Source organism: Ramlibacter sp., assembly GCF_035627355.1.
In the GTDB taxonomy this organism is placed as follows: domain Bacteria; phylum Pseudomonadota; class Gammaproteobacteria; order Burkholderiales; family Burkholderiaceae_C; genus Ramlibacter.
The window spans coordinates 90,161-112,372 of record NZ_DASPLW010000040.1; the positions used below are offsets into that span (position 1 = coordinate 90,161).

At 68.4% G+C, this 22,212-nt stretch carries 24 protein-coding genes and 1 pseudogene; 17 read left to right on the plus strand and 8 right to left on the minus strand.

Annotation, left to right across the window (positions count from 1 at the left end; genetic code table 11):
* The first annotated feature begins 22 nt into the window (after positions 1–22).
* Together VEC03_RS10515 and VEC03_RS10520 are read left to right on the plus strand one after the other, a co-directional pair.
* Positions 23–241 (plus strand): hypothetical protein, encoded by a 219-nt coding sequence (locus VEC03_RS10515; protein WP_324914997.1) that lies wholly within the window; start codon positions 23–25, stop codon positions 239–241.
* A 133-nt stretch (positions 242–374) separates the two neighbouring features.
* Positions 375–821 (plus strand): PACE efflux transporter, encoded by a 447-nt coding sequence (locus VEC03_RS10520; protein ID WP_324914999.1) that lies wholly within the window; start codon positions 375–377, stop codon positions 819–821.
* A gap of 58 nt (positions 822–879) precedes the next feature.
* Here the strand turns inward: VEC03_RS10520 and VEC03_RS10525 are convergent, their stop codons facing one another.
* The 3 genes from VEC03_RS10525 to VEC03_RS10535 all read right to left on the minus strand — a co-directional run bounded on the left by VEC03_RS10525 (position 880) and on the right by VEC03_RS10535 (position 2,946).
* Positions 880–1,800: a patatin-like phospholipase family protein gene (locus VEC03_RS10525; protein WP_324915002.1), complete on the minus strand. Its 921-nt coding sequence runs from the start codon at positions 1,798–1,800 to the stop codon at positions 880–882.
* 10 nt (positions 1,801–1,810) lie between these two features.
* On the minus strand, positions 1,811–2,533 hold the full coding sequence (locus tag VEC03_RS10530; RefSeq protein ID WP_324915004.1) for an FAD-dependent oxidoreductase: 723 nt from the start codon (positions 2,531–2,533) through the stop codon (positions 1,811–1,813).
* Positions 2,534–2,697: 164 nt separating this feature from the next.
* Complete coding sequence (locus VEC03_RS10535) at positions 2,698–2,946, minus strand: hypothetical protein (protein WP_324915006.1); 249 nt, start codon at positions 2,944–2,946, stop codon at positions 2,698–2,700.
* Positions 2,947–3,318: 372 nt separating this feature from the next.
* Here VEC03_RS10535 and VEC03_RS10540 point away from each other — a divergent pair, with 372 nt between their 5' ends.
* The 9 genes from VEC03_RS10540 (at position 3,319) to VEC03_RS10580 (ending at position 13,197) form a co-directional block, all read left to right on the plus strand.
* Positions 3,319–4,440 (plus strand): PAS domain-containing sensor histidine kinase, encoded by a 1,122-nt coding sequence (locus VEC03_RS10540; protein WP_324915008.1) that lies wholly within the window; start codon positions 3,319–3,321, stop codon positions 4,438–4,440.
* Positions 4,441–4,562: 122 nt separating this feature from the next.
* On the plus strand, positions 4,563–5,228 hold the full coding sequence (locus VEC03_RS10545) for a response regulator transcription factor (RefSeq protein WP_324915009.1): 666 nt from the start codon (positions 4,563–4,565) through the stop codon (positions 5,226–5,228).
* Positions 5,228–7,030 (plus strand): sensor histidine kinase, encoded by a 1,803-nt coding sequence (locus VEC03_RS10550; protein ID WP_324915011.1) that lies wholly within the window; start codon positions 5,228–5,230, stop codon positions 7,028–7,030. Before VEC03_RS10545 ends, VEC03_RS10550 begins: the two co-directional genes overlap by 1 nt.
* A 139-nt stretch (positions 7,031–7,169) precedes the next feature.
* Positions 7,170–8,351, plus strand: coding sequence for a hypothetical protein (locus VEC03_RS10555; protein WP_324915013.1), 1,182 nt, complete (start codon positions 7,170–7,172; stop codon positions 8,349–8,351).
* Positions 8,324–9,865 carry a hypothetical protein gene (locus VEC03_RS10560; RefSeq protein ID WP_324915015.1) on the plus strand — a complete coding sequence of 514 codons (1,542 nt, stop codon included), beginning with the start codon at positions 8,324–8,326 and terminating at the stop codon, positions 9,863–9,865. The genes VEC03_RS10555 and VEC03_RS10560 overlap by 28 nt, the downstream gene beginning before the upstream one ends.
* Before the next feature lie 602 nt (positions 9,866–10,467).
* Positions 10,468–10,854 (plus strand): DUF4426 domain-containing protein, encoded by a 387-nt coding sequence (locus tag VEC03_RS10565; protein ID WP_324915018.1) that lies wholly within the window; start codon positions 10,468–10,470, stop codon positions 10,852–10,854.
* 147 nt (positions 10,855–11,001) lie between these two features.
* Positions 11,002–11,352 carry a hypothetical protein gene (locus VEC03_RS10570; RefSeq protein WP_324915020.1) on the plus strand — a complete coding sequence of 117 codons (351 nt, stop codon included), beginning with the start codon at positions 11,002–11,004 and terminating at the stop codon, positions 11,350–11,352.
* Positions 11,353–11,619: 267 nt separating this feature from the next.
* Positions 11,620–12,141: a hypothetical protein gene (locus tag VEC03_RS10575; RefSeq protein WP_324915022.1), complete on the plus strand. Its 522-nt coding sequence runs from the start codon at positions 11,620–11,622 to the stop codon at positions 12,139–12,141.
* Between the two features lie 84 nt (positions 12,142–12,225).
* Positions 12,226–13,197, plus strand: a complete 972-nt coding sequence (locus tag VEC03_RS10580) for a beta/gamma crystallin domain-containing protein (protein WP_324915024.1) — start codon at positions 12,226–12,228, stop codon at positions 13,195–13,197.
* A gap of 139 nt (positions 13,198–13,336) precedes the next feature.
* Here the strand turns inward: VEC03_RS10580 and VEC03_RS10585 are convergent, their stop codons facing one another.
* The gene (locus tag VEC03_RS10585; RefSeq protein WP_324915026.1) at positions 13,337–14,071 is read right to left on the minus strand and encodes a hypothetical protein; all 735 of its coding nucleotides are present in this window, start codon (positions 14,069–14,071) and stop codon (positions 13,337–13,339) included.
* A 214-nt stretch (positions 14,072–14,285) separates the two neighbouring features.
* Here VEC03_RS10585 and VEC03_RS10590 point away from each other — a divergent pair.
* Positions 14,286–14,687 (plus strand): annotated as a pseudogene (locus tag VEC03_RS10590) (GNAT family N-acetyltransferase); the annotation flags it as partial.
* Positions 14,688–14,817: 130 nt separating this feature from the next.
* A complete protein-coding gene (locus VEC03_RS10595; protein WP_324915028.1) occupies positions 14,818–15,249 on the plus strand; it encodes a PaaI family thioesterase in 432 nt (143 codons plus the stop codon).
* Between the two features lie 60 nt (positions 15,250–15,309).
* Here the strand turns inward: VEC03_RS10595 and VEC03_RS10600 are convergent, their stop codons facing one another.
* A complete protein-coding gene (locus VEC03_RS10600; RefSeq protein ID WP_324915030.1) occupies positions 15,310–16,254 on the minus strand; it encodes a cyclase family protein in 945 nt (314 codons plus the stop codon).
* A 375-nt stretch (positions 16,255–16,629) separates the two neighbouring features.
* Here VEC03_RS10600 and VEC03_RS10605 point away from each other — a divergent pair, with 375 nt between their 5' ends.
* From VEC03_RS10605 to VEC03_RS10615, 3 genes are all read left to right on the plus strand, one after another.
* Positions 16,630–17,025 (plus strand): hypothetical protein, encoded by a 396-nt coding sequence (locus tag VEC03_RS10605; protein ID WP_324915032.1) that lies wholly within the window; start codon positions 16,630–16,632, stop codon positions 17,023–17,025.
* 251 nt (positions 17,026–17,276) lie between these two features.
* The gene (locus tag VEC03_RS10610; RefSeq protein WP_324915034.1) at positions 17,277–18,125 is read left to right on the plus strand and encodes a restriction endonuclease; all 849 of its coding nucleotides are present in this window, start codon (positions 17,277–17,279) and stop codon (positions 18,123–18,125) included.
* Positions 18,122–18,571 (plus strand): DUF4124 domain-containing protein, encoded by a 450-nt coding sequence (locus VEC03_RS10615; protein ID WP_324915036.1) that lies wholly within the window; start codon positions 18,122–18,124, stop codon positions 18,569–18,571. Before VEC03_RS10610 ends, VEC03_RS10615 begins: the two co-directional genes overlap by 4 nt.
* 26 nt (positions 18,572–18,597) lie before the next feature.
* Here the strand turns inward: VEC03_RS10615 and VEC03_RS10620 are convergent, their stop codons facing one another.
* A complete protein-coding gene (locus VEC03_RS10620) occupies positions 18,598–20,385 on the minus strand; it encodes a glutamine--tRNA ligase/YqeY domain fusion protein (RefSeq protein WP_324915038.1) in 1,788 nt (595 codons plus the stop codon).
* Positions 20,386–20,549: 164 nt separating this feature from the next.
* Here VEC03_RS10620 and VEC03_RS10625 point away from each other — a divergent pair, with 164 nt between their 5' ends.
* Positions 20,550–20,930 carry a hypothetical protein gene (locus VEC03_RS10625; protein ID WP_324915040.1) on the plus strand — a complete coding sequence of 127 codons (381 nt, stop codon included), beginning with the start codon at positions 20,550–20,552 and terminating at the stop codon, positions 20,928–20,930.
* 102 nt (positions 20,931–21,032) lie between these two features.
* Here the strand turns inward: VEC03_RS10625 and VEC03_RS10630 are convergent, their stop codons facing one another.
* Complete coding sequence (locus VEC03_RS10630) at positions 21,033–21,266, minus strand: hypothetical protein (RefSeq protein ID WP_324915042.1); 234 nt, start codon at positions 21,264–21,266, stop codon at positions 21,033–21,035.
* 422 nt (positions 21,267–21,688) lie between these two features.
* A partial coding sequence (locus VEC03_RS10635; RefSeq protein ID WP_324915044.1) for a LytTR family DNA-binding domain-containing protein occupies positions 21,689–22,212 on the minus strand: 524 nt, incomplete at its 5' end.

The window sequence follows — 22,212 nt, forward strand, 5'->3', positions numbered from 1 at the left end:
AACAGCCCAGCCGCTTCGATGAATGATCCGGGTCGAATGCCTGCCGTCCGCCGCCCATGCGCCTGCCGAGCCGGTCGCCATCTGGTTCGGATCTCGCCGTGTGGACGTGCGCTCGGTGCTGGATCGCTGGTACGGTGCTGACCAGCGCTGGTGGAAAGGGGAGACCGGGGAGGGCGTCTACATCGTCCGGCTCGACGAAGCCACCGGGACCTGGGAGCTTGCGGCGGTCGTGGGCGAGTAGTCAGTGTCTTGTCATCCGCTGCCTGAACCACGCGACGGAAGCCTGAGTCGCTCCTCATTCGCTTCCAGCGTACATAGCTCGACGGCTCCAGCAGTACGCGTGGGTCCCGCTCGCGTATGCTCCTCGTCCAGAGATGTCACCCATCACCCGCCGCATTCTTCAAGCCCTCCTGTACGAGGGCATCGCCATCGCCGTCGTAGGGCCTGCCCTGAGCCTGGTCTTCGACGAGCCGCAAAGCTCCACCTTCGGGCTGGCCGTCGTGCTGTCCACCATCGCGCTCGCGTGGAACTACGTCTTCAACTGGATCTTCGAGCGCTGGGAGTCGCGGCAGGCCGTGCGCGGCCGCTCGCTCGCGAGGCGGCTGGCGCACGGGGCCGGGTTCGAGGGCGGCCTGGTGGTCATCCTCCTACCCGTCATGTCACTCTGGCTGGAGATCTCGGTGGCCGCCGCTTTCGTGGCCAACCTGGGGCTGCTCGTGTTTTTCTTCTTCTACGCGATCGCGTTCACCTGGGCGTTCGACCGGGTCTTCGGGCTGCCGGCATCGGCCGCGAAACAGGATCCCGGAGCCGTGAACGCCTAGCGACCAGGTGGGTCTGCTTCGGGTCGGAAGAGGGCTGGCCGGACTCTTCGACGACGGCTCAGGAATTCGAAACGGCCGCTTCCCCCGCAGCCTCGCACGTCCCGCCCTCCGCCGGATCGTCGACGTGCGGCCGCAGCGCCCCCGGGATGCGCTGCTGCGAAAGCCCGCCGTTCTCCAGCCATCGCTGCGTGCCTTCCGCCGCGCGTTCGATCAGCTCGTGCGCGCGCGAGAAGTCGTAGGGCGACACCGCGAGCGGGCACAGGGGCGGCACCGTGGCGACCTCGACCAGGCCTGGCAACTGCTCCAGATCACGGACCAGCTGTCGCGCGACCAGCAGGTTCAGGGCGTGGAAGGCGCTGGCGAGCGCGCCCGCGGGCGGCGCGCTCAATGCGCAGGCAAAGCCGGTGGGCAGGACGACCAGGCGGCTGCAGCCGAGCGACAGCGCCGCCATCACCGGCGTGTTGCTGGCGATCGCACCGTCGATCAGGTAGCGCCCGCCCAGGCGCACCGGGGGAAAGGCGCCCGGGATGGCACAGCTGGCCAGGACCGCGTCGACGGCGGGGCCGGACGAGATCAGCACCGAGGAGCCCGAGAGCAGGTCGGTGGCCGCGACGTGCAGCGGGATCGTGCAGTCGTCCAGCAGCGGGTGGGGCAGGTGGCGTTCGACCAGCGCGCGCAGGCCGGCTGGATCGACGAGCGAGGCCGCGCCCCTAAAGAGCCCGATCAGGCTGCGGGTCGACATGGGGAACACGTCGCTGCGGCGCAGCCCGCACCAGATCGCCTCCAGCCGCGCCACGCCGTCGGGCGTGGGATCGCAGCAGAAATGGATGCCGTTCAGGGCGCCCACCGAGGCGCCGACCACCAGGTCGGGCAGCACGCCATGGGCCACGAGCGCGCGCAGCATGCCGACCTGGATGGCCCCGAAGCTGCCGCCCCCGGCCAGCACGAAAGCGGTCTTGCCGCTGCTGTCCCCGGCCATGGCGCTGGTCTCAGTAGCCGTGGAACGCCTCGCTTCGGATGTCGTCCGCATCCACGCCCGCGCGCTCCAGGGCATCGCACAGGGCGGTGACCATGGACGGCGGCCCGGCCACGTAGTAGATGGGATCCGGCAGGTCCTCGGCGACCCGCTTCAGCAGGTCTTCGTCGATGGGGCCGGCCCGGCCCATCCACAGCAGGCTCGACTCGACCATCCGCGTCATGGTGGCGACCAGCCGGAAGTTGCGGTTGTCGCCCTCGAGGCGCTGCAGTTCGGTCAGGAAGGCCGTGTCCTCGGGTCGCCGGTTCGAATACAGCAGGACCAGGCGCTGGTCCGGGGCGTTGCGGCTGGCGTGCCGCAGCATGCTGATGAAAGGCGTGATACCGATGCCGCCGGCGATGAACACCGCAGCCCGGTTCGGCTTGCGGTGCAGGGTCAACGAGCCGAACGGCCCATCGACCTGGGCCAGTCCTCCGATGGGCAGGCCCGCCAGCGCGTTCTTGAAGGTGCTGTCCCGCATGCGCGTGGCCACCACCAGGTCGGACTCGTGGGGCGCACTGACGATGGAGAACGCGTGGCGGTCGCTCCCCGAGGCGCCGCCGGCGAGATCCGGCAGGATGAGGTCGATCGCCTGGCCGGCCTTGAAGCGGAAGCCGGCCGGCTTGTCGAAATGAAAGGCCATCGTGCCGTGCGCGATGTCCTCCCGGCGCTGCAGGCGGGTTGCGAGGGACGCCATGGTGCTCCTCCTCGGCCCCGTGGTGGCGCGGCATGCGTGGGTAGGGCCGTCGTCGTTGGACGACCCCATGCCCGGAAACGTGACAAGCCGATGCGGACGTCGTTCCTGCCGTCCTTCGCGGACCTGTCCGATTTCGTTGGCCGTCGATTGCCAGGCGAGGGCGGCTAGCCTGAAGAGCCCTCGCGCAGCGGCAGGTCGGGATTTTCCGGGCAGGACTCCGGAACAGCGCCTGATGCCAGGGCCGCCAGCATCTGGTCTGCACGCCGGCGCGATTCCCGTGCTTGCCGGACGGTCGCCGCGGCGCCTTCCTGAAGTTGCCTGCTCTGCCGGAAGGCTTCGGCCTCCAGCCTCACTGCTTCATCTTCCGCGCGATCCCACTCCTGGAGCGCCTTCTCGAACTGCTCGGGTTTCATGACGTCGTCAAGAACTTCGGTTTGCTGCCCTTCGTCCTATTGTGACGGAATGTGTTGGGCCGTTTGTAGGACAACTGCACTTCAGTTCGTGCTCTGCCACAAGGGCGCCGCCGGAAGGATTCATTCGGCGCGCAGCCCTTTTGCCGGACGCGCCGTAGGACGCGTGCCGCCCTCGCGTCCGCCCCCGGGGGCAGCCGGTACGCGGATCACCTACAGGGGATTGGCCGTTCGCACCAGGTCGAACCGACGCGGACCGCACGCGAACAGTCGCATGGAACCGACTCAGCCGCAACGGCGTCGCCGCTACTCTGGGCGCGGAAGGAGTAGCAAGGGATCCGGGCTCGCGTCCCTGCCGATTCCCGGAGATATGCCATGGACGCAGAAACATCCATCGCACAGCTGGTCGAGCGCTTTCTCGCAGTCACCCGCGAGTACGCGGTCATCTGCATCAATCGCCGCGGCGAGATCGAGGCCTGGCTCGGTGGCGCAGCCGAGATATTCGGCTATGAGGAACACGAGGTGATCGGAGCGCCGCTGGGCCTGCTGTTCACCGAGGAGGATCGTGCCCGCGGGCTGGACGCCCAGGAGCTGCAGATCGCGGCAACTGGAAGCCGGTCCGAGGACGACAGGTGGCATGTCCGCAAGGACGGTACCCGCATCTGGATCACCGGGACGATGCAGGCGGTCCGCGACCGGAACGGGGCACTGCTCGGCTACGTGAAGGTGGCACGCGACCGCACCGACCTGCAGACCCGGGTCGAAAGGCTGGAGCAGCGGGTCGCCGCCGCCGAAGCCTCCGAGATGGGGACGCGCGCCTTCGTCAGGACCTTGGGGCACGAGATGCGCAACCCGCTCACGCCCCTGCAGAACTCGGCCTACATCCTGCGCAAGGCCTCCTCGAGCCCGGAAACCGTCGAGAAGGTCGCAGCCATCATCGAGGACCAGGTCCGCGCCTTGCGCAGGATGGCCGAGGACCTGATGGACGCGAGTCGCATCGAGCTCGGGAAGGTCCCGCTGCACCTCGAGACCATCGATCTCCGCGCTCCGCTTCACGACATCTGCATCGGCTTCCAGGACTCCGCGACATCCAAGGGCGTGGACCTGACGAGCCTCCTCCCAAGGGGAGCGCTGTACGCGGACGTGGACCGGGAGCGGTTCCAGCAGGTGATGCAGAACCTGATCGCCAACGCGATCCGGTACACGCCAGCCGGTGGCCGGGTGTGGGTCAAGGCCACCCAGGAGGAGTCCGACGTGGTCATCCGCGTGCAGGACACGGGTGTCGGCATTGGGGCGGAGATGCTGCCCAAGCTCTTCACCCTGTTCTCGCGGGAGGCGAAGGCTGAGGACCTGGAGCCAAGCGGCCTGGGGATCGGCCTGGCTGTGGTGAAGGGGCTGGTGGAACTGCACAAGGGGACCGTCCAAGCCCGCAGCTCCGGAGCCGGCAAGGGTTCGGAGTTCACCGTTCGCCTTCCCGTGTCAAGCGTTGCGCCGTAGGCTCGCGGGCGGCCCGAAGGTCGGGCGACTACCATGAAGACGGTATCGGGAATCGCCCCCCGGCGTGCCACACTGGCGCGCCGCAGGATGGCGGCGACTACGCAAACGATCGAGGGCGACGGATGGAGGAGGGTCAGGCGGCCGTGTGCCGGGTGCTGCTGCTGGAGGACGACGAGCCGCTGCGCCAGCGCTTCACGCGCATCCTGCAGGACTGGCCGGGTGCGTCCCTGGTGGCGGCCTGCGCGAGCCTGGGCGAGGCCCTGCCGCACCTGCGGGACGCCGGCGTGGACCTGCTGATCACCGACCTGCGCCTGCCCGACGGCCACGGGACCCAGGCCATCCGCACCTTGCGCGCGACCAATCCCCAGGCCGAGGCCATGGTGATCTCGGTGCTGGCCGACGACCGGTCCGTGATCGAGGCGATCGAGGCCGGCGCCGCCGGCTACCTGCTGAAGGACGCCGACTCGATCGAGCTGGTCGAAGCCATCGAGGAACTGCGGGCCGGCCGTTCGCCCATCTCCTCGTCCATCGCGCGCGTCATCGTGCGCCGGCTCAACGCCTCGCCGCCGGCCCCGCCGCCGCCGCTGGCCGCCGCCCTGACGGCGCGCGAGACCGACATCCTGTGGGGCATCGCCAAGGGCTTCACCTACGCGGAGCTGGCGCAGCAGCTGGGCATCTCCAAGCAGACGGTGCCGGTCCACATCAAGAACATCTACCGCAAGCTGGAGGCGAACAACCGGTCCGAGGCCGTGTTCGAAGCCTCGCGGCGCGGGCTGATCCGGCTGTGATGCGGCGGCTCGCCGCGTGCCTGGGTGCGCTGCTGCTGCTGGCGGTGGCCACTTCGCCCTACTGGCTGGAGCTGCCCCGGCCGCGGGGCGCGCTGGAAGTGGCCACGGCCGTGCTCGTGGATGCGAGCGGCGCCCCGCCGGTGGCCGTGGACCTGCCCCACAGCTGGCCGCGCCGGGCCGGCGAACTCGACTACCAGCTGAATTTCGAACTGGCGGCCGTCCCGCCGGAGCCGCTGTACCTGTTCATCCCCATGCTGGCGCAGCGGGCCGTCGTGTCCATCGGCGGGCACCAGCTGGCCGACACCGGCAACCGCGCGCGGATGATCGGCGTGAGTTCGGGCGTCGCGGCGCTGGTGGTGCTGCCCGCGGACCGGCTGGTGCCGGGGCACAACACGGTGGACATCCGGCTCGCGACCGTGGGCCTGATGCCGGGGTACCTGTCGGCGGCCTACGTCGGCACGTCCGGACAGCTGGGACCTGCCTATCGCCTGCGCATCTTCCTGCTGGAGCACCTGCGGCTGATGGTGCTAGCCGCGCAGCTGCTGATCATCGTCGCCGTGCTCATGGCCTGCCTGTACCGGCCGCGCGAGCCGCTGTTCCTGTGGCTGCTCGCCCTGCTCGTGACCACCATGGCCGGCTACGCGGGGCTGTTCGTGGACCTGCATCCGCGCGTCCCCACCCTGATGCCGTACGCCTTCTTCACCAGCCTGGCGGGCACCGGCATGCTGTCCATCGTGGCGCTGTTGATCAACGGCACGCCGCCTCCGCGCCTGCTGCAGGCAGCCACCGTGTTCGTGCCCGCCGCCTGCATGCTGCTGGCGGCCAGCGGGCTGGTGCCGCCGTTCGGGCTGGTGCTCGCCGTCGGCGCGCCGCTGATGATCCTGTCGCTGCTGGCCACTGCGGCCATCTGCATCTGGGGCGCGTGGAGGAAGCGCGTGCAGGAAGCGAGGCTGATGCTGGTGCCGCTGCTGCTGCTGGCGATCGCCGCGGTGCACGACGGCGCTGTCGCCGCGCGCGTGCTGGACGGGCCGGTGTTCCTGGCGATGTACTACCGGCCGCTGCTCATGGTCGGCATCGCGGTGATCCTGATGCGGCGCCTGGGCGTGAGCCTGCGCTGGCTCGACGAAGCCAATGCGAATCTCGCGCGCCGGCTGGCCGAACGCGAGCAGGAACTGGAGCGGCTGCACGCGGAAGACCGGGTGGAGGCGGCGGAGCGGGCGCGCAGCGAGGAACGCCAGCGCCTGACCGCCGACCTGCACGACGGCCTGAGCGGACACCTGGCCTCCATCGTCGCCCTGGCCGAGCGGGAAGGGGTCGCCGCGATCGAGCGCACCGCCCGCGAGGCACTGGACGACCTGCGGCTGGTGATCCACTCGCTGGACATCGGCGACCGCGAGCTGCCGGTCGCCCTGGGCGACTTCCGCGACCGGCTGGCCCGCCAGCTCAAGCGCCTGGGCATCGAGCTCGAATGGTCGATCGCGCGCCTGCCCGAGATCTCCGGCGTGACCCCGGCGCATGCCCTGAACGTGCTGCGCATCGTGCAGGAGGCCGTGACCAACGCGATCCGGCACGGGCGGGCCGCGCGCATCGTGATCCGCGGCGGGCCGCAGGCCCCGGCCGGCGCCTGCATCGTGGTGGAGAACGACGGTGCGCCCTTCGCCTCGCAACCGGGCGGCCGCGGCCTGGAGAACATGCGCCGGCGGGCCGCGCAGCTCGGTGGCGCCATCGCGATCGAGGCCTGGGAAGCCGGCGGGGCGCGGCTCACCCTGAGCCTGCCGCTGGAACTGCCGCAGAACGGGTGAGGGCTGCGCGCAGCGGCACGCGCGGGCCCAGCTCTACCATGAATTGGGTATTGGCCCGGCCGGGCTGCGAATCGATCATGCGCCCGGCCCGGCCCGCCGATTCGGCTGCGGCATGGCTCTACACATGGAGGAGACGCGAATGTCCATCAAAGTCGACCGGATCGGCGCCGTGCTGGCGCTGCCCCTGCTCACGCTGGCCCTGCTGCCGACCGCGGCCGCAGCCGCCGAGAGCTGCTCCGCGCAACTGAACAACATCAAGTCGCGCATCGGCAGCCTGGGCAGCCTGAGCGACAAGTCCTTCGGCTCGCTGAAGGTGGACTTCGAGACCGCCACCTCGAAGGACTACACCAAGAAGTACTTCCAGGCCTTCGAGAACCTGAACAAGACGGCGCAGGACGCGACCCAGCTGGTGAACACCGGCTACAAGCTGGCGGGCTACACCGCCCCCATGAAGGAGGGGCAGATCCAGAAGACGCTGCCGACCAAGGTGACGACCACCATGGCCAATGCGCAGGAACTGGCGCAGGTGGCGCTCGACGAGGAGAGCACCAAGGTCGACGTCGCGCAGGTCCGCTGCAGCCAGTCGACCGACGATGCCGCGCTGGGCGCCGTGATGAGCAAGCTCGATTCCGGCACCGTGTCCAAGTTCAAGAAGGCGCAGAAGACCGCCTGCAAGGTCGTGCACGTGGTCGCCGACCTGCAGGACAAGCGGCAGAAGCTCAACGAGATCCGCGAGAACGGCTATCCGCTGTTCTACCTGCACGCCAAGGACAAGAAGAACTTCAGCGGCAAGGAACGCACCATCCAGATCAAGGCCGACCTGCGCCTGTTCCCCATCTACCCGGACAAGGCCATGGGCGTGGATGGCAAGGACCAGCCCATCCTGCTGGGCCAGATCAAGGGCATCGACCTGTCCTACAACTCCTACTTCAAGTGGAGCGACAACAACTGGACGACGCTGAACCTGTACCAGTACTTCATCAGCGACACCGAGAAGGGCGAGGTCTGCCAGCCGCAGATCAAGTTGAGCAGCAGCGTCAAGGTCGCCACCTGCGTGAGCGTGGAGGACATCACCACCGACTACATCAAGGTCAAGGTGCGCGGCAAGTACTGGTACAACGGCGACTCCAGCGCCGTCAGCCTGGGCACGCAGAAGATCCCCGCCCCCTTCGGTTACCTGGCCGACGTGTCGGACATGAAGGAGGAGAAGATGGAGAAGCTCAAGTCCAAGGCGGTCGATCGCCTGGCGTCGCTGCTCGGCCCCTACGGCGAGGTGGTGAAGAAGGCGCAGGAATGGAAAGCCGCTTGCGGCGGCGCCTGATCCGGCGCGGGCCGCTGCAGCTGGCGCTGTGCCTCGCGCTGGCCGGCTGCGGCGGCTTGCCGCTGTACGAGACCCCGGCGGAGCCGGTGCAGAACCTGGGACAGGACTGGCGCCGGCACTTCACCTACGCCGTCGACATGCTGGAGAGCGACCGCCTGGCGCAGCACAGGACGGTGTTCGCCCGGTCCGCCTTCGCGAGCGCGGCTCGGTTCGCGCAGGACCATGCGCCGTCCTACGCCGGCCTGGGGCTGGCTGAACTGGAAATGGGCAACGCGTCGGAGGCGCAGGTCGCCTTCCTCAACGCGGCGCTGATCGAGGATCGCAGCATGTACTGGGCGCTGTCCGCGATCGCCGCCCTGCGCGGCGGCCGCGAGCGAGTGGCGCGCACGCTGTTCGACGCGATGCAGGCCGCGGCCACGCAGGACGACGACCCCGCCAGCCGCTTCGTGCGCGCGGTGTACCTGCCGGACGACGCCACCTACGCCGCCCCGGTGGCGACGATTCCGCATGCCTTGGGCGCCAAGCCGGTGCAGGAGGACCTGGTCTGCAGCGAGGACAACCTCGACGACGAACCGGCCTGCCGCGAGCTGAACGTGGTCGCCAGCGTGTACTTCGTGCGGTACTACGCCTCCGACGCCACCACGCGCGGCACCGGCTTCCTCAACGACCTGGCGATCCAGCTGGGGGCGTCCCCGAGCGAGAACTTCCTCGCCTTCGAACGCACCCGCAGCACCACCGACGGCGTCAACCAGTCCGTGCGGCTGGCCCTGCAGCCGCACCTGTCGATTCCGGACATCCAGTACGCGGTCCGCGTGCTGCCCATCAACCTGCGCAGCAGCGTGTACCTGAATGCGGCGCCCTCGGTCGTCACCTCGATCGGGGCCGAATCGGAAGTGCGCGAGGGCGCCGACCTGACCATCCTGTATGCGGGCACGCAGGGCGGCGACGCGACGGAGTACACGGCCAAGACCGGCACGGTGCTGAACATCCAGCCCGAGCGGGTCTCGCCGGACCACGTCAAGCTGAAGCTGAACTTCGAGTTCAGTTCCATCGCCACGCTGGAGCCGGGGCTGAATGCGCAGATCCTGAACGTCTCCACCAACAAGTACACCGTGGCCGGCAACTTCCCCTATGGCCGCCCGGTCGTGCTGGGGACGCTCTCCAACGGCAGCCAGAAGTACGACAACTCCGGGCAGGTCGGCCTGCGCAGCGTGCCCGGGATCGGAGGCGCCTTCGGCGAATCGAGGGACGAGGTCTCGACCTCCGAGACGCTGGTGCTGGGCGTGCTGTCCGAGCCGGCCGTGTTCCGCGGCTCGCACGAGGCGCGCGTGCTCGAGGCCATGCGCAGCATGGGCGTGAAGACGCCGGAGTACGACAGCATCCGGCGGCGCAAGATCGTGCACCTGGCGCCGGACGTGTCCGGCTTCCTGTCCGGGTTGCTGCGGCAGGAGAGCCGGGCGCTGGTGCCGCCGCGGCCGGCGGTGCCCGCCGACGGCTCCCCGCCGGCGGGGTAGCAGCGGGCGCACAGCCCGACCGTCGTCGCGGCCGGGGTGGCATGGCGCAGATCCGGCAGCACTGGCGCAAGCCCTTCCTGCTCAAGGGCCTGCTGCACGAGGCGAAGGACTCCTCGAAGCGGCGCAGCCCGTGGTAGCCCAGCAGGTCGATGCGGATGATCGCGAGCGAGAGTCCGATCGCGATCGCCATCACGCCGATCGTGGTCGGCAGCCGGATGAACCGGTGGTTCAGGTAGGCCGGCAGGGCTGCCACGACCAGGCAGAGAGCAGCGATGTCCAGCCTGAGGCAGGGCGCTCAGCCGTGCTGGCCCGGTGCCCAGCCGCGCAGCATGGCCGCAGATTGCAATCGGCTGCGGCCTGGCGCCCGAATCATCCCACCAGAATCATTCCCTTGCCTGAAAAACGCTCCGCACCGGAACCGCGCGGCTCGCAGTTGTTCACACGGGGGAGAAGGTCGTCGCGGCCGTTCCTCCCTTCGATGCTCGTGTACCCATTTGTCCATGCGATCAAGCGCCACAACGGATCCCCCGGGAAAGACTTCCCCATCAGGATGGCCCTCGTTACTGCTCGCGGGCGCGGTGATGTTGACCGCGGCATCAGCGATGGCACAGCCGCACCAGGTCGTGCGTGACGGCTATGCGCTGCGCGCCAGTACCGTCGTCAGCACGGCGCTGGACCCGGCGACGGCGCGCTCGCACGGCATCGATCCGGCGCCCGATCGCGGCGTGCTCAACGTGGTGGTCGAGAAGACCACGGCCGCGCGAGGCAACGTGAGTGCGAAGGTGAGCGCCGTCGCCAGGAACCTGGCCGGCATGCAACGCGAGATCCCGATGCGCGAAGCCAGGTCGCGCAACGGAATGGTGAGTTACGTCGGCGCCTACGACTTCGCTCCGCGTGAAGTGCTGGAATTCCGCATCGAGGCGCAACCGGAAGGCGAAGCGGCCGAGCTGGAGCTGGAGTTCCGCGACCGGCTGCCGACGCTGCGATAGGGCAGAGCGACAGAAGCCTCTGGAGGATCGAAGATGAACCGGCGTGAGTTGGCAGCCGTGGGCGCCCTGCTCCTGACTTCCGGGGCTCGCGCGGATCACCCGTGGCGGCCTTACCAGGGTGTTCCGCCGCTCTACATCGAGGGTGACGTGAAAACGTTGCTCTGGAACGACCCGCACCCGCACCTGCGCCTGGTGCATGAACCTGCGCAGCGGCTGCCGACCGACCTGCGGGAGCGCAAGCTGTTGCCGCACCGTGGCGCCGAGAGCACGGCGCAGTTGCTCTCGCATGTTGTCGTCCCCGTCTTCGAGCGGGCCTGGCGGGTCGAACTGCCCACGCTGGCGAAGCTGCTGGAGTGGGGCGTCGAGCGACCGGAGATCGGCGAACCCGTGGGCGTGGTGGGATTGCCGGGCCCAGACGTGGAGGGGACCGCCACGATGCAGGCTGTCGTGCTCTTCATCGACAGCCAGGGCTATCCACTCGGCTCGGCGCGTCCCTGACCGTCCGGGCTCCCGACCCAGAAGCTGCGCCGGGCCGAGCGCAGCGGCCCGGTCCATGCAGGCGCCGACCTGTTTGCACCAATGCAGCCGGCGGGATGAGCCGCGCAGCCTGGGGGGCTTATCGGGGTAATCACCGTCGGAGCGAACCGACGCTGGGCGCGGCCCGCACTGACTTCAGGCACCGCCTGCTCCTTACCAGACGGCCGTGAACCGCCACTCGCGTGCGCGCTCGAAGAGTGGGATCGGGTAACCAGAAAGGAGTCGTGTATGCACACGAGCATGTTGAGAAGGCTGCGCCACGCGTGCCTGTATGTGGGAGGCCTGGCCACGTTCGCCACCTCCGGTGTCGTCCTTGCCCAATTGCCCGCTAGCGGCAACAACGTGGCGCCCTCGGGTGAGTTGCCGGCCATCACGCGGCGACAGACATCCATCGATCGCTCGGGCGACTACCGCAGCGAGGTGCAGTCCTGCCTGTCCAGCGAGCCCCAGCGGGCCCGCGAGAACTGCCTGAAGGAGGCACGCCATGCGCAAGCAGCCCGCCGCAAGGGTGAACTGGCGCATCCGGGAGAGGACTACATGGCCAATGCCCTGGCACGCTGCGAACCCTTCAGTGGTGAGGAACGCGCCTCCTGCGAAGCACGCGTGCTGGGTTTCGGCAATGCCAGCGGCAGCGTCGCCGGCGGAGGCCTGCTGCGCTGGGTCGAGACCGTGGTGCTGCCGCGCAGCGAAGAGCAGGTGAGCTTCGTGCCGAAGACCCCGGAGCCCCTGGTCGTCATTCCGTCCCACTGAAGGCGTTCTCCCGGACCACGCCAGTCCTCCGCTCGCGCAGCGAGGGGGTCTACGTCATCGTTCAACAAGGAAGGAGTCATCCCCATGCAGTTCAAGAAGAAGACCGTTCTCGCCCTGGTCGCCGCTTGCGCAGTGGCCGGGGGCACCGCCACTGCGCAATCGGGCAACGACAAGCCCGGTGCGTCAGGCGGCACGGTCGTCAGCCGCCAGGCCATTCCGACCCAGGCCATGCAGCGGCTGCAGGATTCCGCCGACCGGCTGCGGCAGTCCATCCAGGCGCTCGCGCAAAAGCCGCCCGGACCCGAGCGCGAGCGCGCCATCTCGAACGCGCACGACGCCTTGCTGCGCACGCAGCAGGCGATGATGGCGCTGCCACCGGACATGCGGGTCGCTGGCATGACCTCCACGGCCGACTACGACAAGTCGGTCAAGCAGCTGATGAAGTCGGCAGACAGCCTGCGCCAGTCGATCCAAGAGATGGCCCAGCAGCCCGCGGGCGAACGCCGCAACGAGGCGATCCAGCAGGCCCACCGCGCGCTTTGGGAAACGCAGGCCGCCATGATCGATGCGTACCAGCCGTCGAATGCGGCGCAGGCCATGGGCGCTCCGGGGCAGACGGGCTCCTCTGGCGGCAGCGGGACCGCTGCGGCAGGTTCGCAGGAGGAACCCCGGCAGAAGGAGCGGCAGGCTTCCAGTGGGTCCGGGGCAACGCAGGCTGCACCTGCAGCGGTGCTGGTGCTGCTGCCGGCCGAGCAGGCCCAGGGCCAGCGCCTGGCCGATGGCTGCTGGGTCAGGTTCTTCGATGACAAGGGCTTCAAGGGGGACACCCTGACGCTGGCCGGCCCGGTCGACCTGCCCCGGATGGAGCTGGGCGATGCCTGGCGCGACTGGGACAGCGCCGTCGTGGGTCCCAAGGCCACGGTGCGCACATTCGACAACGAGAACTTCCGGGATCGCACGGCAGTGCTCGATGCAGGCCAGTCGATTCCCGACCTGGGCGATCGCAAGCTCGGGTGGTTCGAGGAAGTGAAATCGGCGCGCGTGTCGTGCGCCTGACCTGACCCGCCTGCATGCCGGCCCGGCGCCGGCATACCCAGGCGCGGGATGCGCTCGGCGGGCGATCGCGGCCCGCCGCCTATTCCTCAGCACCCAACCTTCGCACAGCCATCGGGAGAGAACCGCTTGCGGGCATCGGCTACACCGCCAACAGGATGGCTCCGTAGGCAGTGGCGCCGACCAGGAAAGCCCAGAAGCGGCTCTGACGTTCTTCTGGCAGCTCCTCCTTGAGCACGTTCATGATCACCCCGCCGGCCAGTAGCGCGATCATGAGGCGAATGCCCAGCTCAGGCAGGTCGAGCCAAACCCCGCCCAGCCAGCCGAGAAGCACGGCGCCCGCAAGGAGCCAGCGACCCTGGCGCTCGTAGCGCTCCTTGTGGTGCTCGCGAAGGGCCTGGTCGTTCACGACGAAGTGCAGCGCCATGGCAAAGCCGTAAAGCAGCTCGTCGCCACGTTCACCATGCACGAGCAGGTAGCCGATCAACGCGTTGTACAAGGCAAAGGAGCCGATGTGCAGCGCAAAGGCCCCCTCCGCGGTCCGGTCGCCACCGCCGGCTTCGCGAACGCTGCGGCGTGAGGCCGCGGCCAGCCGCTCGAGGCCGTAGAAGATGGTCAGGCCCGCGAGCGTGACAAGGTAGATTTCGCTCTCCGTCGAGCCCAGGCGCAGACCCACGCTTTCGCGTACCGCGTGCTGCCCCTCGTGAAGCTCGGGCAAGAGCTGCAGGAACACATAGGCGACGGAAACGCCACCGCCCAGGGACAGCCAGATGCTGCGCGGTCGGCGCGACAGGAAGGCCAGCCGCCGGGCGCCGACATGGACCAGCGCGAACACGAGCGCCAGAGCTGCGGACTCGAGAAGGATGGCTGTCGGCATGCGGAAGTCGCCTTGGCGGAAGCTTGCCCGATCCGGCGGCGACTCCTCGATCGGCGGCTGAGGACGACGGACCGCGATACAGCGCGTCTCCGGCGATGTGCCGACCTTCGCTAGAAGATGAGCGCGCCCGTCCCCAGGACGACCAGCAGGCCGATGGCGAAGATGATGCCGACGATCCAGAGAATCACTTTCATGGCCTGCGCGCTCCTTCTGCCTTGTGAGGGCGACCCTGTCCGCGAGTTCGGAAGGCCTGGCAACGAACTGTGAGCTCACCGCCCATGGTCGCGTGGTGGGCGAGGATGCCGGGTTCGCCGTCTACTTCTTCAATTACTCCACCTGGCAGGCCCGGCCAGGTCTCTACCTCGAAGACCTGTACGTATCGCCGGCTTACCGGAAAGCGGGGGCGGGCCGGACGATGTTGCAGCACCTGGCGCGCATGGCCGTGGAGAAGGGCTGCGGCCGCTTCGAGTGGAGCGTGCTGGACTGGAACCGGTCCGCGATGGCCCTCTACGAATCGATCGGCGCGGTCGCCATGCCCGAATGGATCCGGTACCGGCTGGCCGGCGAGGGGCTGGCCAGGTTCGCCGGAGAGGGCGGATCGGGTCCAGTCGCTTAGCCTCGTACGGCCGATCGCAGAGCCGAGCCCACTTCGGCTCGAACCACCGTGGCGCAGAAGCCAATCGCAGCGCTCTACCGCATCGACGATGTAGAGTGACTCGCTCGTCCATCCCTACAGCCAAGGAACCATGCCTCCATCCATGCAGCCGGACTTCTTCAACGACCTCGGCCGGGGCAAGCTGCCCGGCCACCTGGGCATGACGATCACCGCGATGTCTCGCGGCCAGGTGAAGTCCGAACTGGAGGTGCGCGAATTCCACATGGCCCCGAACGGCTTCCTGCACGCCGGGACGCTCGTCACGCTGGCGGACACTTCCTGCGGCTACGGGTGCACGGCCAGCCTGCCCGAGGGCGCACAGGGCTTCACCACCATCGAGCTCAAGTCCAACCACCTCGGAACGACCAGGGACGGCACAGTCGACTGTGTCGCCACCGCGGCCCACCTGGGACGCACGACCCAGGTCTGGGACGCCGTCCTGACCCACCGCGAGTCAGGCCGGACCCTGGCGCTCTTCCGTTGCACGCAGATGGTGCTCTACCCCAAGCCCCAGGCGACCTGAGGCCCCCGAGCCAGCCTGCCCGCCGGCCAGGCGTGCGGAGGCCGGCGAGGAAGGGACCGATCACCGCGGGACCAGCGCAAAGATGCGCACGGCCGAACCGGTGCCGCCCTTCACCTTGAGCGGTGGCACGACCACGGCGAACTCGTAGGCCTTGGCGGCGGCGAGTTCCTCGAGGTTCAGGTTCTCGACGATGTAGATGCCCGAGTCGGCGATCAGCCGCATGTGGACCGGGAACACCTGGAAGCTGGGCGAGTTGACGACCGGCGGCCGCTTCTCGAACGTGAGCGTGTCGTTGCCCACGATGCGCGCGCCCTGCCGGATGAGGAACTCGGCGGCATCCAGCCCCGGGCCCGGGGACGATTCGCCGGCGTACAGCTTCGGGTCGCGGGCGAAGTGCGCGCCCCAGCCGGTCCGGATGAACACCGTGTCGCCGCGCTGGAGCTGCACGCCCTGGCGCTGCGCCGCCTGCGCCAGGTGCGCGCCCGTGATCTCGAAATTGGCCGGCAACGGGCTGGCGTTGCCTTGCACCATGGTTGCCACGTCGAGCAGGACGCCCCGGTTGACCAGGAGCTCGGTCGGGAACTGGTCGATCGCCAGGTGGGCACCTACGCCGCCGGCGCCGATGCCGGCCGGCTGCGCGGTCACCCCCGCTGCGTCCAGGCCACCGAAGAGCTTGCCGTTGCGCCCGATGTGGCCGAGGGCATCGATGCTCGGTGCCCCGTGCTGGCCGCTCCAGCGCATCTCTTCGGCGGCGAAGGAGAGCTGGCCTCCATCGTTGAACGTGCCGCGCGTCTTGCCGTGCGTCGCACTGAGCGCGAAGGCGTAGGGCGGATTCACCGAGGCGACCGGCGACCCGGTTTCCCAGGTGTGCGACAGGTCGATGACGCGCGAACTCTTCAGCGATTGGATCAGTGCCGAAGCGCCGCGCGCGCTGTCGGCTCCAGGGCCGGGTCCGGCGCACCCGAGGCCGAGTGCAGCCAGTGCCAGGGCGAGACTGCCGCGCATGAGTTGCCCGGCGAGGCGATTCGTGGATGTCCGGACCATCTCGATTCCTTTCGCGCAAAGGGACGTCAGGGGCGATGAGTCGGCGAACGGGGTCGTGCCTGGCTCGTCTTGCAGTCTGACCAGCAACATCCGAGGACGCAAGTGAACAGCAAGTTGGAGTGCCGCCTGGCGCTGTCAATCGGACGGCGAGGCTTCGGGCGAAGCCACGCATTGGGCGAAGCACAAAAAGGGCCCCGGGCGGCGTTGATCAGCCGCCGGGTGCCTCTTTCGGGCCCGGGCTCGTTCGAGCCAATCGCCTGCAACGCACGCGGCGCGGTTCATACATTTTTCTCCTTCGCGAGGGACCTCTTGCGCCTCGGGGCAGGGAGAGAAATCATGAACGGTCAACGGATCGAGCAGTGGGGTGTCGTAGGCCGCAACCGGCTCGCGGGAACCGTGTACGACCGGCCGGGCCACAAGGATGGGGGCACGATCGTGACGTCACCCGTGGTGGAGGTCCGCATGCTGGGCGCCGGCACCTGGCCGGGCACGTACCCGGTCGCCTTCACGGAGTCGGGTAGCACCTATAGGCTGGGGGAGCCCTCGCCCTCGTTCGGGGCGGACTGCGCCGGCGGATTCATCCGCTCCAAGCTGTCGCCACGCGGCCTGCCGATCGAGACTGGGCGCAGCAAGACCAGCACGGAACGGTCGATGGTCCGTGCGGCGCGCGACACCGCCCCTGCGCAGGGTCGAGCGGATCGACCTCTACGAGACGAGTTCAAGCGGATGTAGCGCAGCGCCGCGGGGCGCCCCAGGCGCCTCCCGGCACCTGCTGACATCGGTCCTCGCACGCTGCGTGCCGTTGCGGTCGCAGCGCGGAAGTTCATTGATTGCAGTACTGGTATGCGCCGCTGGAGTAGAGAACTCTTGACCTGAAAGGTTCTTGAAACGGTCCCCTTGATGAAGCCGCATGGCCAACCGTGCCATGTCTTCCCCACAGCGCGGATGCTCGCTAGCATGTCGGCACAAAGACGGAGGGAGACATGGCGAGAAGACGCCGGCAAAGCACTGCCGAAGACGTGGTGGACCTGGTGGCGTTGCTGCCTTGGTGGGCGGGTGTCACGCTGGCCCTTGTCTCGTACCTTGTCCTTCACCGTTTGGCGATTCCGCCTAAGGTGACCGCCACCCAGCCCGGGCAGATAGCCGATCTGGCTATTCAGTCGATGGTCGCCGGCCTGGCAACTGCCGGCCAGTACCTCGCACCCTTCCTGTGCATGGTGGCGGCCCTGATCTCCTTCCTTCGTCGCCGGAAGCGCAAAGGCCTGGTGACAAGTGTCGCCGGTGCGAGGTCCCCGCAAGCCCTGCATGGCATGAGCTGGACGGAGTTCGAGCTCCTCGTCGGCGAAGCCTTCCGCCAGCAGGGGTACACGGTCACCGAAGTCGGAGGCGGCGGTGCGGACGGCGGTGTGGATCTCGTGCTTAGAAAGGGCAGTGAGACGTACCTGGTGCAATGCAAGCAGTGGAAAGCCACCCAGGTCGGTGTCCATGTGGTACGTGAACTGTTCGGCGTCATGGTTGCACGGGGCGCGGCCGGCGCTTTCGTGGTCACGTCGGGCGGTTTCAGCTCGGACGCCCGTGCGTTTGCTGAAGGCCGGAACATCACGCTGGTGGATGGGCCGAAGCTGTTCGGACTGATTCAGCAAGCCAAGGCATCATCGGCTGCCCCGTCGGGCGCTCCGCCTGTCCGCCCCTCGGCGCAGACGGCTCAGCGCACGCCGGATTGCCCGAAGTGCAAGGCGCCCATGGTGCGCCGGACCGCGAAGAACGGACCGAATGCCGGTTCCCATTTCTGGGGCTGTTCCCGGTACCCCTCATGCAGGGGAACGCGATGAATCCCCTCCGCCTGGTTTTCGTGGGCGGCTTGCTTTTCAGCTCCGCCACGTGCGGCGCCCAGGCTGTCTACAAGTGTGTGTCGAAGGGGTCCGTTGTCTATTCGCACGAGCCTTGCCTGGGAGCTACGGTCGTCGACACCACCCCTACTCAGGGTTTGGACAAGTGGACGGGGAAGACCCGCAAGGGCGCCGACGTTGCCCGGACTGAACACAACAAGGCTATGGCTGACGCATTGAGACCGCTGTTCAACGAAACGCCAGAGCAGAGAGAGAGGCGACTTCGGCGCGCCAAGCTGGCCCCAGCTGATCGACTCGAATGCGGGAAGCTGGATGCCGATATAGAAGCTGGTGCGAGCAAACCGGGATTCGCGCAAGGCGCGGCGGCCACCCCAACGGAGCAACGGCTGTTCGAGCAAAGAAAAAAGTATCGCGAGCTCGGTTGCTGAAGCGGACAGCTGGCCGCAAGTACCCGCTACTTCCCCCAACTATCCTTCAACCCCGTCACCCGGTTGAACACCGGACGCTCACCCGGTCGATGCTCCACCCGATCCGCCACGAAGTACCCGTGCCGCTCGAACTGGAACTTCTCGTCCCCTTTGGCTTCGCGCAGTGACGGCTCCACGTAGGCCGTCACTACCTTCAGCGAATCCGGGTTGATCTCTTCGAGGAAGTCCTTCTCCCCGGTCCCCGGTTGCGGCACCGCGAACAGGCGGTCGTAGAGGCGCACTTCCGCCTTCAGGCCGTCGGCGACGCCGACCCAGGTGATGTTGCCCTTCACCTTCACGGCGTCGGCGCCCGGCGTGCCGCTCTTGGTGTCGGGCACCAGCTTCGCGCGCACCTGGGTGATCGTGCCGTTGGCATCCCGGTCCGCGCCGACGCACTCCACCACGTGGCCGTACTTCAGGCGAACCTTGTTGCCGGGGAACAGGCGGAAGAAGCCCTTGGGTGGCGTTTCCTCGTAATCGGTGCGCTCGATCCACAGTTCGCGGCCGAACATGAACTGGCGCCGGCCGCGCGATGCGTCGTGCGGGTGCACCGGCGCGCTGCAGGGATCGAGCTTGTCGTCGGCGCCCATGACTTCGCCCCAGTTCTCGATCACCAGCTTCACCGGGTCCAGCACCGCCATGGCGCGGGCGGCCTTGGGGTCCAGGTCGTCGCGCAGGGCGCCTTCCAGCACCGAGTAGTCGATCCAGCTGTCCGCCTTGCTCACGCCGATGCGCTCGGCGAACAGCTGCAGCGATTCGGGCGTGTAGCCGCGCCGCCGCAGGCCGACGATGGTGGGCATGCGGGGGTCGTCCCAGCCGCCCACGTGGCCTTCGTCCACCAGCTGCTTGAGCTTGCGCTTGCTGGTGACCACGTAGGTCAGGTTCAGGCGCGCGAATTCGTACTGGCGCGGATGCGGCTTGTTGATCAGCCCGCCCTCGGCCAGCCGGTCCAGCAGCCAGTCGTAGAACGGCCGCTGGTCCTCGAACTCCAGCGTGCAGAAGCTGTGGGTGATGTTCTCCAGCGCGTCCTCGATCGGGTGCGCGAAGGTGTACATGGGATAGATGCACCACTTGTCGCCCGTGTTGTGGTGCTCCGCATGCTTGATGCGGTACAGGGCCGGGTCCCGCATGTTGATGTTGGGGCTGGCCATGTCGATCTTCGCGCGCAGCACGGCGGCGCCGTCTGGCAGCTGGCCGTCGCGCATCTCGCGGAAGCGCTGCAGGTTCTCGTCGACGGATCGCTTGCGGAAGGGGCTGTCCACGCCCGGCCGGGAGAAGTCGCCCCGGTTGGCGCGCATCAGCTCCGGCGTCTGTTCGTCCACGTAGGCCAGGCCGGCGCCTATCAGGTACTCGGCGGCCCGGTACATGAAGTCGAAGTAGTCGCTGGCCTGGTAGAGGTGGCTGGTGCCCTTGGCGTCCCAGTCGAAACCCAGCCAGCGCACGGCGTCCTTGATCGATTCGACGTACTCGACCTCTTCCTTCTCGGGGTTGGTGTCGTCGAAGCGCAGGTGGCAGATGCCGCCGTAGTCGCGCGCCAGCCCGAAATTCAGGCAGATGCTCTTGGCGTGGCCCACGTGCAGGTAGCCGTTGGGCTCGGGCGGGAAGCGGGTGCGGATGCGCGCGGGGTCCAGCGGGCCTTTCTGTTGCGTGTCCGCATCACCGGGGTGGCCCGCCCAGCGCCGCTGCGAGTACGTGCCCTGTTCGAGGTCGCGCTCGATGATCTGGCGCAGGAAATGGCTTGGCTTGGCGCTGTCTTTCTCGGCAGGGGAGGTCATATCGAGGGCGATTCTAGGTTGCGACTACGGGTTACCCCGGCTGCGCTGGGTTACGTCTGGCAACGCTCTTGACCTGCCGGGCGTATCCAGTCGGGTTGCCCCAGCGTTAAATACGCACATCGGTGTGCCATGCGCGCCGCGAACACCCTTAACAGGAGATTTCCATGAGTTCCACCCGTTCCCTCATCGGCAAGGCGGCCCTGCTGGGTTCGCTGGCAGTCGCCGCCATGGGTTCGGCGCAGGCCAGGGACGTGTACTGGTCGGTCGGCGTCCACGCAGCCCCGGGCGTCCATGTGGGCGTGGGCAACCACCGTCCGGTCGCCCCGGTCGTGGTCGCCCCGGCGCCCGTGATCGTGCCGCCGGTGGTCTATACCCAGCCGCAAGTCGTCTATCCGGGCGGCATCTACTACCAGCAGCCCGCCCCGGTGGTGGTGTATCGCAACAACTGGCATGGCGGCCACGGCCACGGCCACGGTCACTTCAAGAGCCGCGGCCATGGCCATGGCCATGGGCACGGCCATCGCGGCCATCGCCACTGGCGCTGATCGCTGACGCGACCGCACGAACGTTTTTCTCCAAGGTCCCCCGCGTGCGCTTCGGCGCCGCGGGGTTTTTTTCGGCCGCTGACGGTGGGTGGCCCGTTCGCGTCAGGACGAACCGTCGGCGCCGTTGCTCTTGTCGTCGTCATCCCACGGCGGCGGGCCCGGCCGCAGCAGGCGGCGCTGTTCCAGCTGCACCCGCAGGTTGCGGCGGATGCTGTCCATGCCGTAGCCGCTCTTGCCGGGACGCGCCTGCTGGCCGGCCGTCGCGCGCTCGCTGCGGCGGGCGCTCCCGTTGGGGCGCTCGCTGTTGCGTGGGAGGCGGGAATCCTGGCGCGGCATCGGGAACGGGGCGGCGCGCCGCCCACTCCGGGTGTCGCCGCACGGTGACAAGGTACCCCCGGTGAACGCGATGGGGGTGCCCGAACGCTCCAGCAGCGCCGGTAGGACCGACCTTACCCGGCCCATCCCGGTTCGGTGTCGGCGTGCGCGCCTGCGATGAGGGCTGCGAGGATGCGGCGCCAAAGGAACAAAAAAAGAACCCCCAGGCTTGGGGCCTGGGGGTAACTTGCCAGTCGCGGGACGGAGGGCCGGACCAGCTCACCCCGGAGGAGGAGGGGACTCAGAGGAGTCGGGGTGATTTCCGAAAGGGGCCGGTCGATTGCTCGGCCAGCCCGCAAACCGATGGCTCTAGTAAACCGCAGCACCGGGCGCGCGGCTGTAGGACAGGGCCGCATTTGCAGCCGCGGCGGAGTGATGGCTACCTACATCGCCTTGAACAGATGCGCGTACAGCCGGCTGACGCTCCAGCGCTCCGGGCGGCCGCGCAGTGCCAGGTGCAGCTTGCCGGCCTCGTCGCGCGTCACCGCCTCGATGGCGGATGCGCGCACCACCGTGCCGCGGTGCACCTGCCAGAACTCGGCCGGGTCGAGCTGCGGCTGCAAGTCCTTCAGCGGCGTGCGGATCAGGTACTCGTGGCCGGCGGTCAGCACGCGCACGTACTTGTCGGCCGCCTCGAAGGCCAGCACCTCGGCCATGGGCACCATGCGGATGCCGCTGCCCACGCCGGCCTGAATCATGCGCAGCGGTGTGGCAGCGGCCGCCGGCATCGGGGCGAGCAGGTGCCTCAGCTGCTCGACGACGACATCCAGCCCGCCGCCAGCGCCCTTGCGCTTGCCGAGCGCCTCCTGGACCCGCGCGACCGTGCGTGCCAGCCGCGCCGGCTGCACCGGCTTGAGCAGGTAGTCCACGGCCTGCGCTTCGAAGGCCTGCACGGCGTACTGGTCGT

Excerpts from the sequence above, each read along its gene's own strand:
- VEC03_RS10515 (WP_324914997.1), top strand. The coding sequence starts at position 23 with ATGATCCGGGTCGAATGCCTGCCGTCCGCCGCCCATGCGCCTGCCGAG.
- VEC03_RS10520 (WP_324914999.1), top strand. The coding sequence starts at position 375 with ATGTCACCCATCACCCGCCGCATTCTTCAAGCCCTCCTGTACGAGGGC.
- VEC03_RS10525 (WP_324915002.1), bottom strand. The coding sequence starts at position 1,800 with ATGGCCGGGGACAGCAGCGGCAAGACCGCTTTCGTGCTGGCCGGGGGC.
- VEC03_RS10530 (WP_324915004.1), bottom strand. The coding sequence starts at position 2,533 with ATGGCGTCCCTCGCAACCCGCCTGCAGCGCCGGGAGGACATCGCGCAC.
- VEC03_RS10535 (WP_324915006.1), bottom strand. The coding sequence starts at position 2,946 with ATGAAACCCGAGCAGTTCGAGAAGGCGCTCCAGGAGTGGGATCGCGCG.
- VEC03_RS10540 (WP_324915008.1), top strand. The coding sequence starts at position 3,319 with ATGGACGCAGAAACATCCATCGCACAGCTGGTCGAGCGCTTTCTCGCA.
- VEC03_RS10545 (WP_324915009.1), top strand. The coding sequence starts at position 4,563 with ATGGAGGAGGGTCAGGCGGCCGTGTGCCGGGTGCTGCTGCTGGAGGAC.
- VEC03_RS10550 (WP_324915011.1), top strand. The coding sequence starts at position 5,228 with ATGCGGCGGCTCGCCGCGTGCCTGGGTGCGCTGCTGCTGCTGGCGGTG.
- VEC03_RS10555 (WP_324915013.1), top strand. The coding sequence starts at position 7,170 with ATGTCCATCAAAGTCGACCGGATCGGCGCCGTGCTGGCGCTGCCCCTG.
- VEC03_RS10560 (WP_324915015.1), top strand. The coding sequence starts at position 8,324 with ATGGAAAGCCGCTTGCGGCGGCGCCTGATCCGGCGCGGGCCGCTGCAG.
- VEC03_RS10565 (WP_324915018.1), top strand. The coding sequence starts at position 10,468 with ATGGCACAGCCGCACCAGGTCGTGCGTGACGGCTATGCGCTGCGCGCC.
- VEC03_RS10575 (WP_324915022.1), top strand. The coding sequence starts at position 11,620 with ATGCACACGAGCATGTTGAGAAGGCTGCGCCACGCGTGCCTGTATGTG.
- VEC03_RS10580 (WP_324915024.1), top strand. The coding sequence starts at position 12,226 with ATGCAGTTCAAGAAGAAGACCGTTCTCGCCCTGGTCGCCGCTTGCGCA.
- VEC03_RS10585 (WP_324915026.1), bottom strand. The coding sequence starts at position 14,071 with ATGCCGACAGCCATCCTTCTCGAGTCCGCAGCTCTGGCGCTCGTGTTC.
- VEC03_RS10595 (WP_324915028.1), top strand. The coding sequence starts at position 14,818 with ATGCCTCCATCCATGCAGCCGGACTTCTTCAACGACCTCGGCCGGGGC.
- VEC03_RS10600 (WP_324915030.1), bottom strand. The coding sequence starts at position 16,254 with ATGCGCGGCAGTCTCGCCCTGGCACTGGCTGCACTCGGCCTCGGGTGC.
- VEC03_RS10605 (WP_324915032.1), top strand. The coding sequence starts at position 16,630 with ATGAACGGTCAACGGATCGAGCAGTGGGGTGTCGTAGGCCGCAACCGG.
- VEC03_RS10610 (WP_324915034.1), top strand. The coding sequence starts at position 17,277 with ATGGCGAGAAGACGCCGGCAAAGCACTGCCGAAGACGTGGTGGACCTG.
- VEC03_RS10615 (WP_324915036.1), top strand. The coding sequence starts at position 18,122 with ATGAATCCCCTCCGCCTGGTTTTCGTGGGCGGCTTGCTTTTCAGCTCC.
- VEC03_RS10620 (WP_324915038.1), bottom strand. The coding sequence starts at position 20,385 with ATGACCTCCCCTGCCGAGAAAGACAGCGCCAAGCCAAGCCATTTCCTG.
- VEC03_RS10625 (WP_324915040.1), top strand. The coding sequence starts at position 20,550 with ATGAGTTCCACCCGTTCCCTCATCGGCAAGGCGGCCCTGCTGGGTTCG.
- VEC03_RS10630 (WP_324915042.1), bottom strand. The coding sequence starts at position 21,266 with ATGCCGCGCCAGGATTCCCGCCTCCCACGCAACAGCGAGCGCCCCAAC.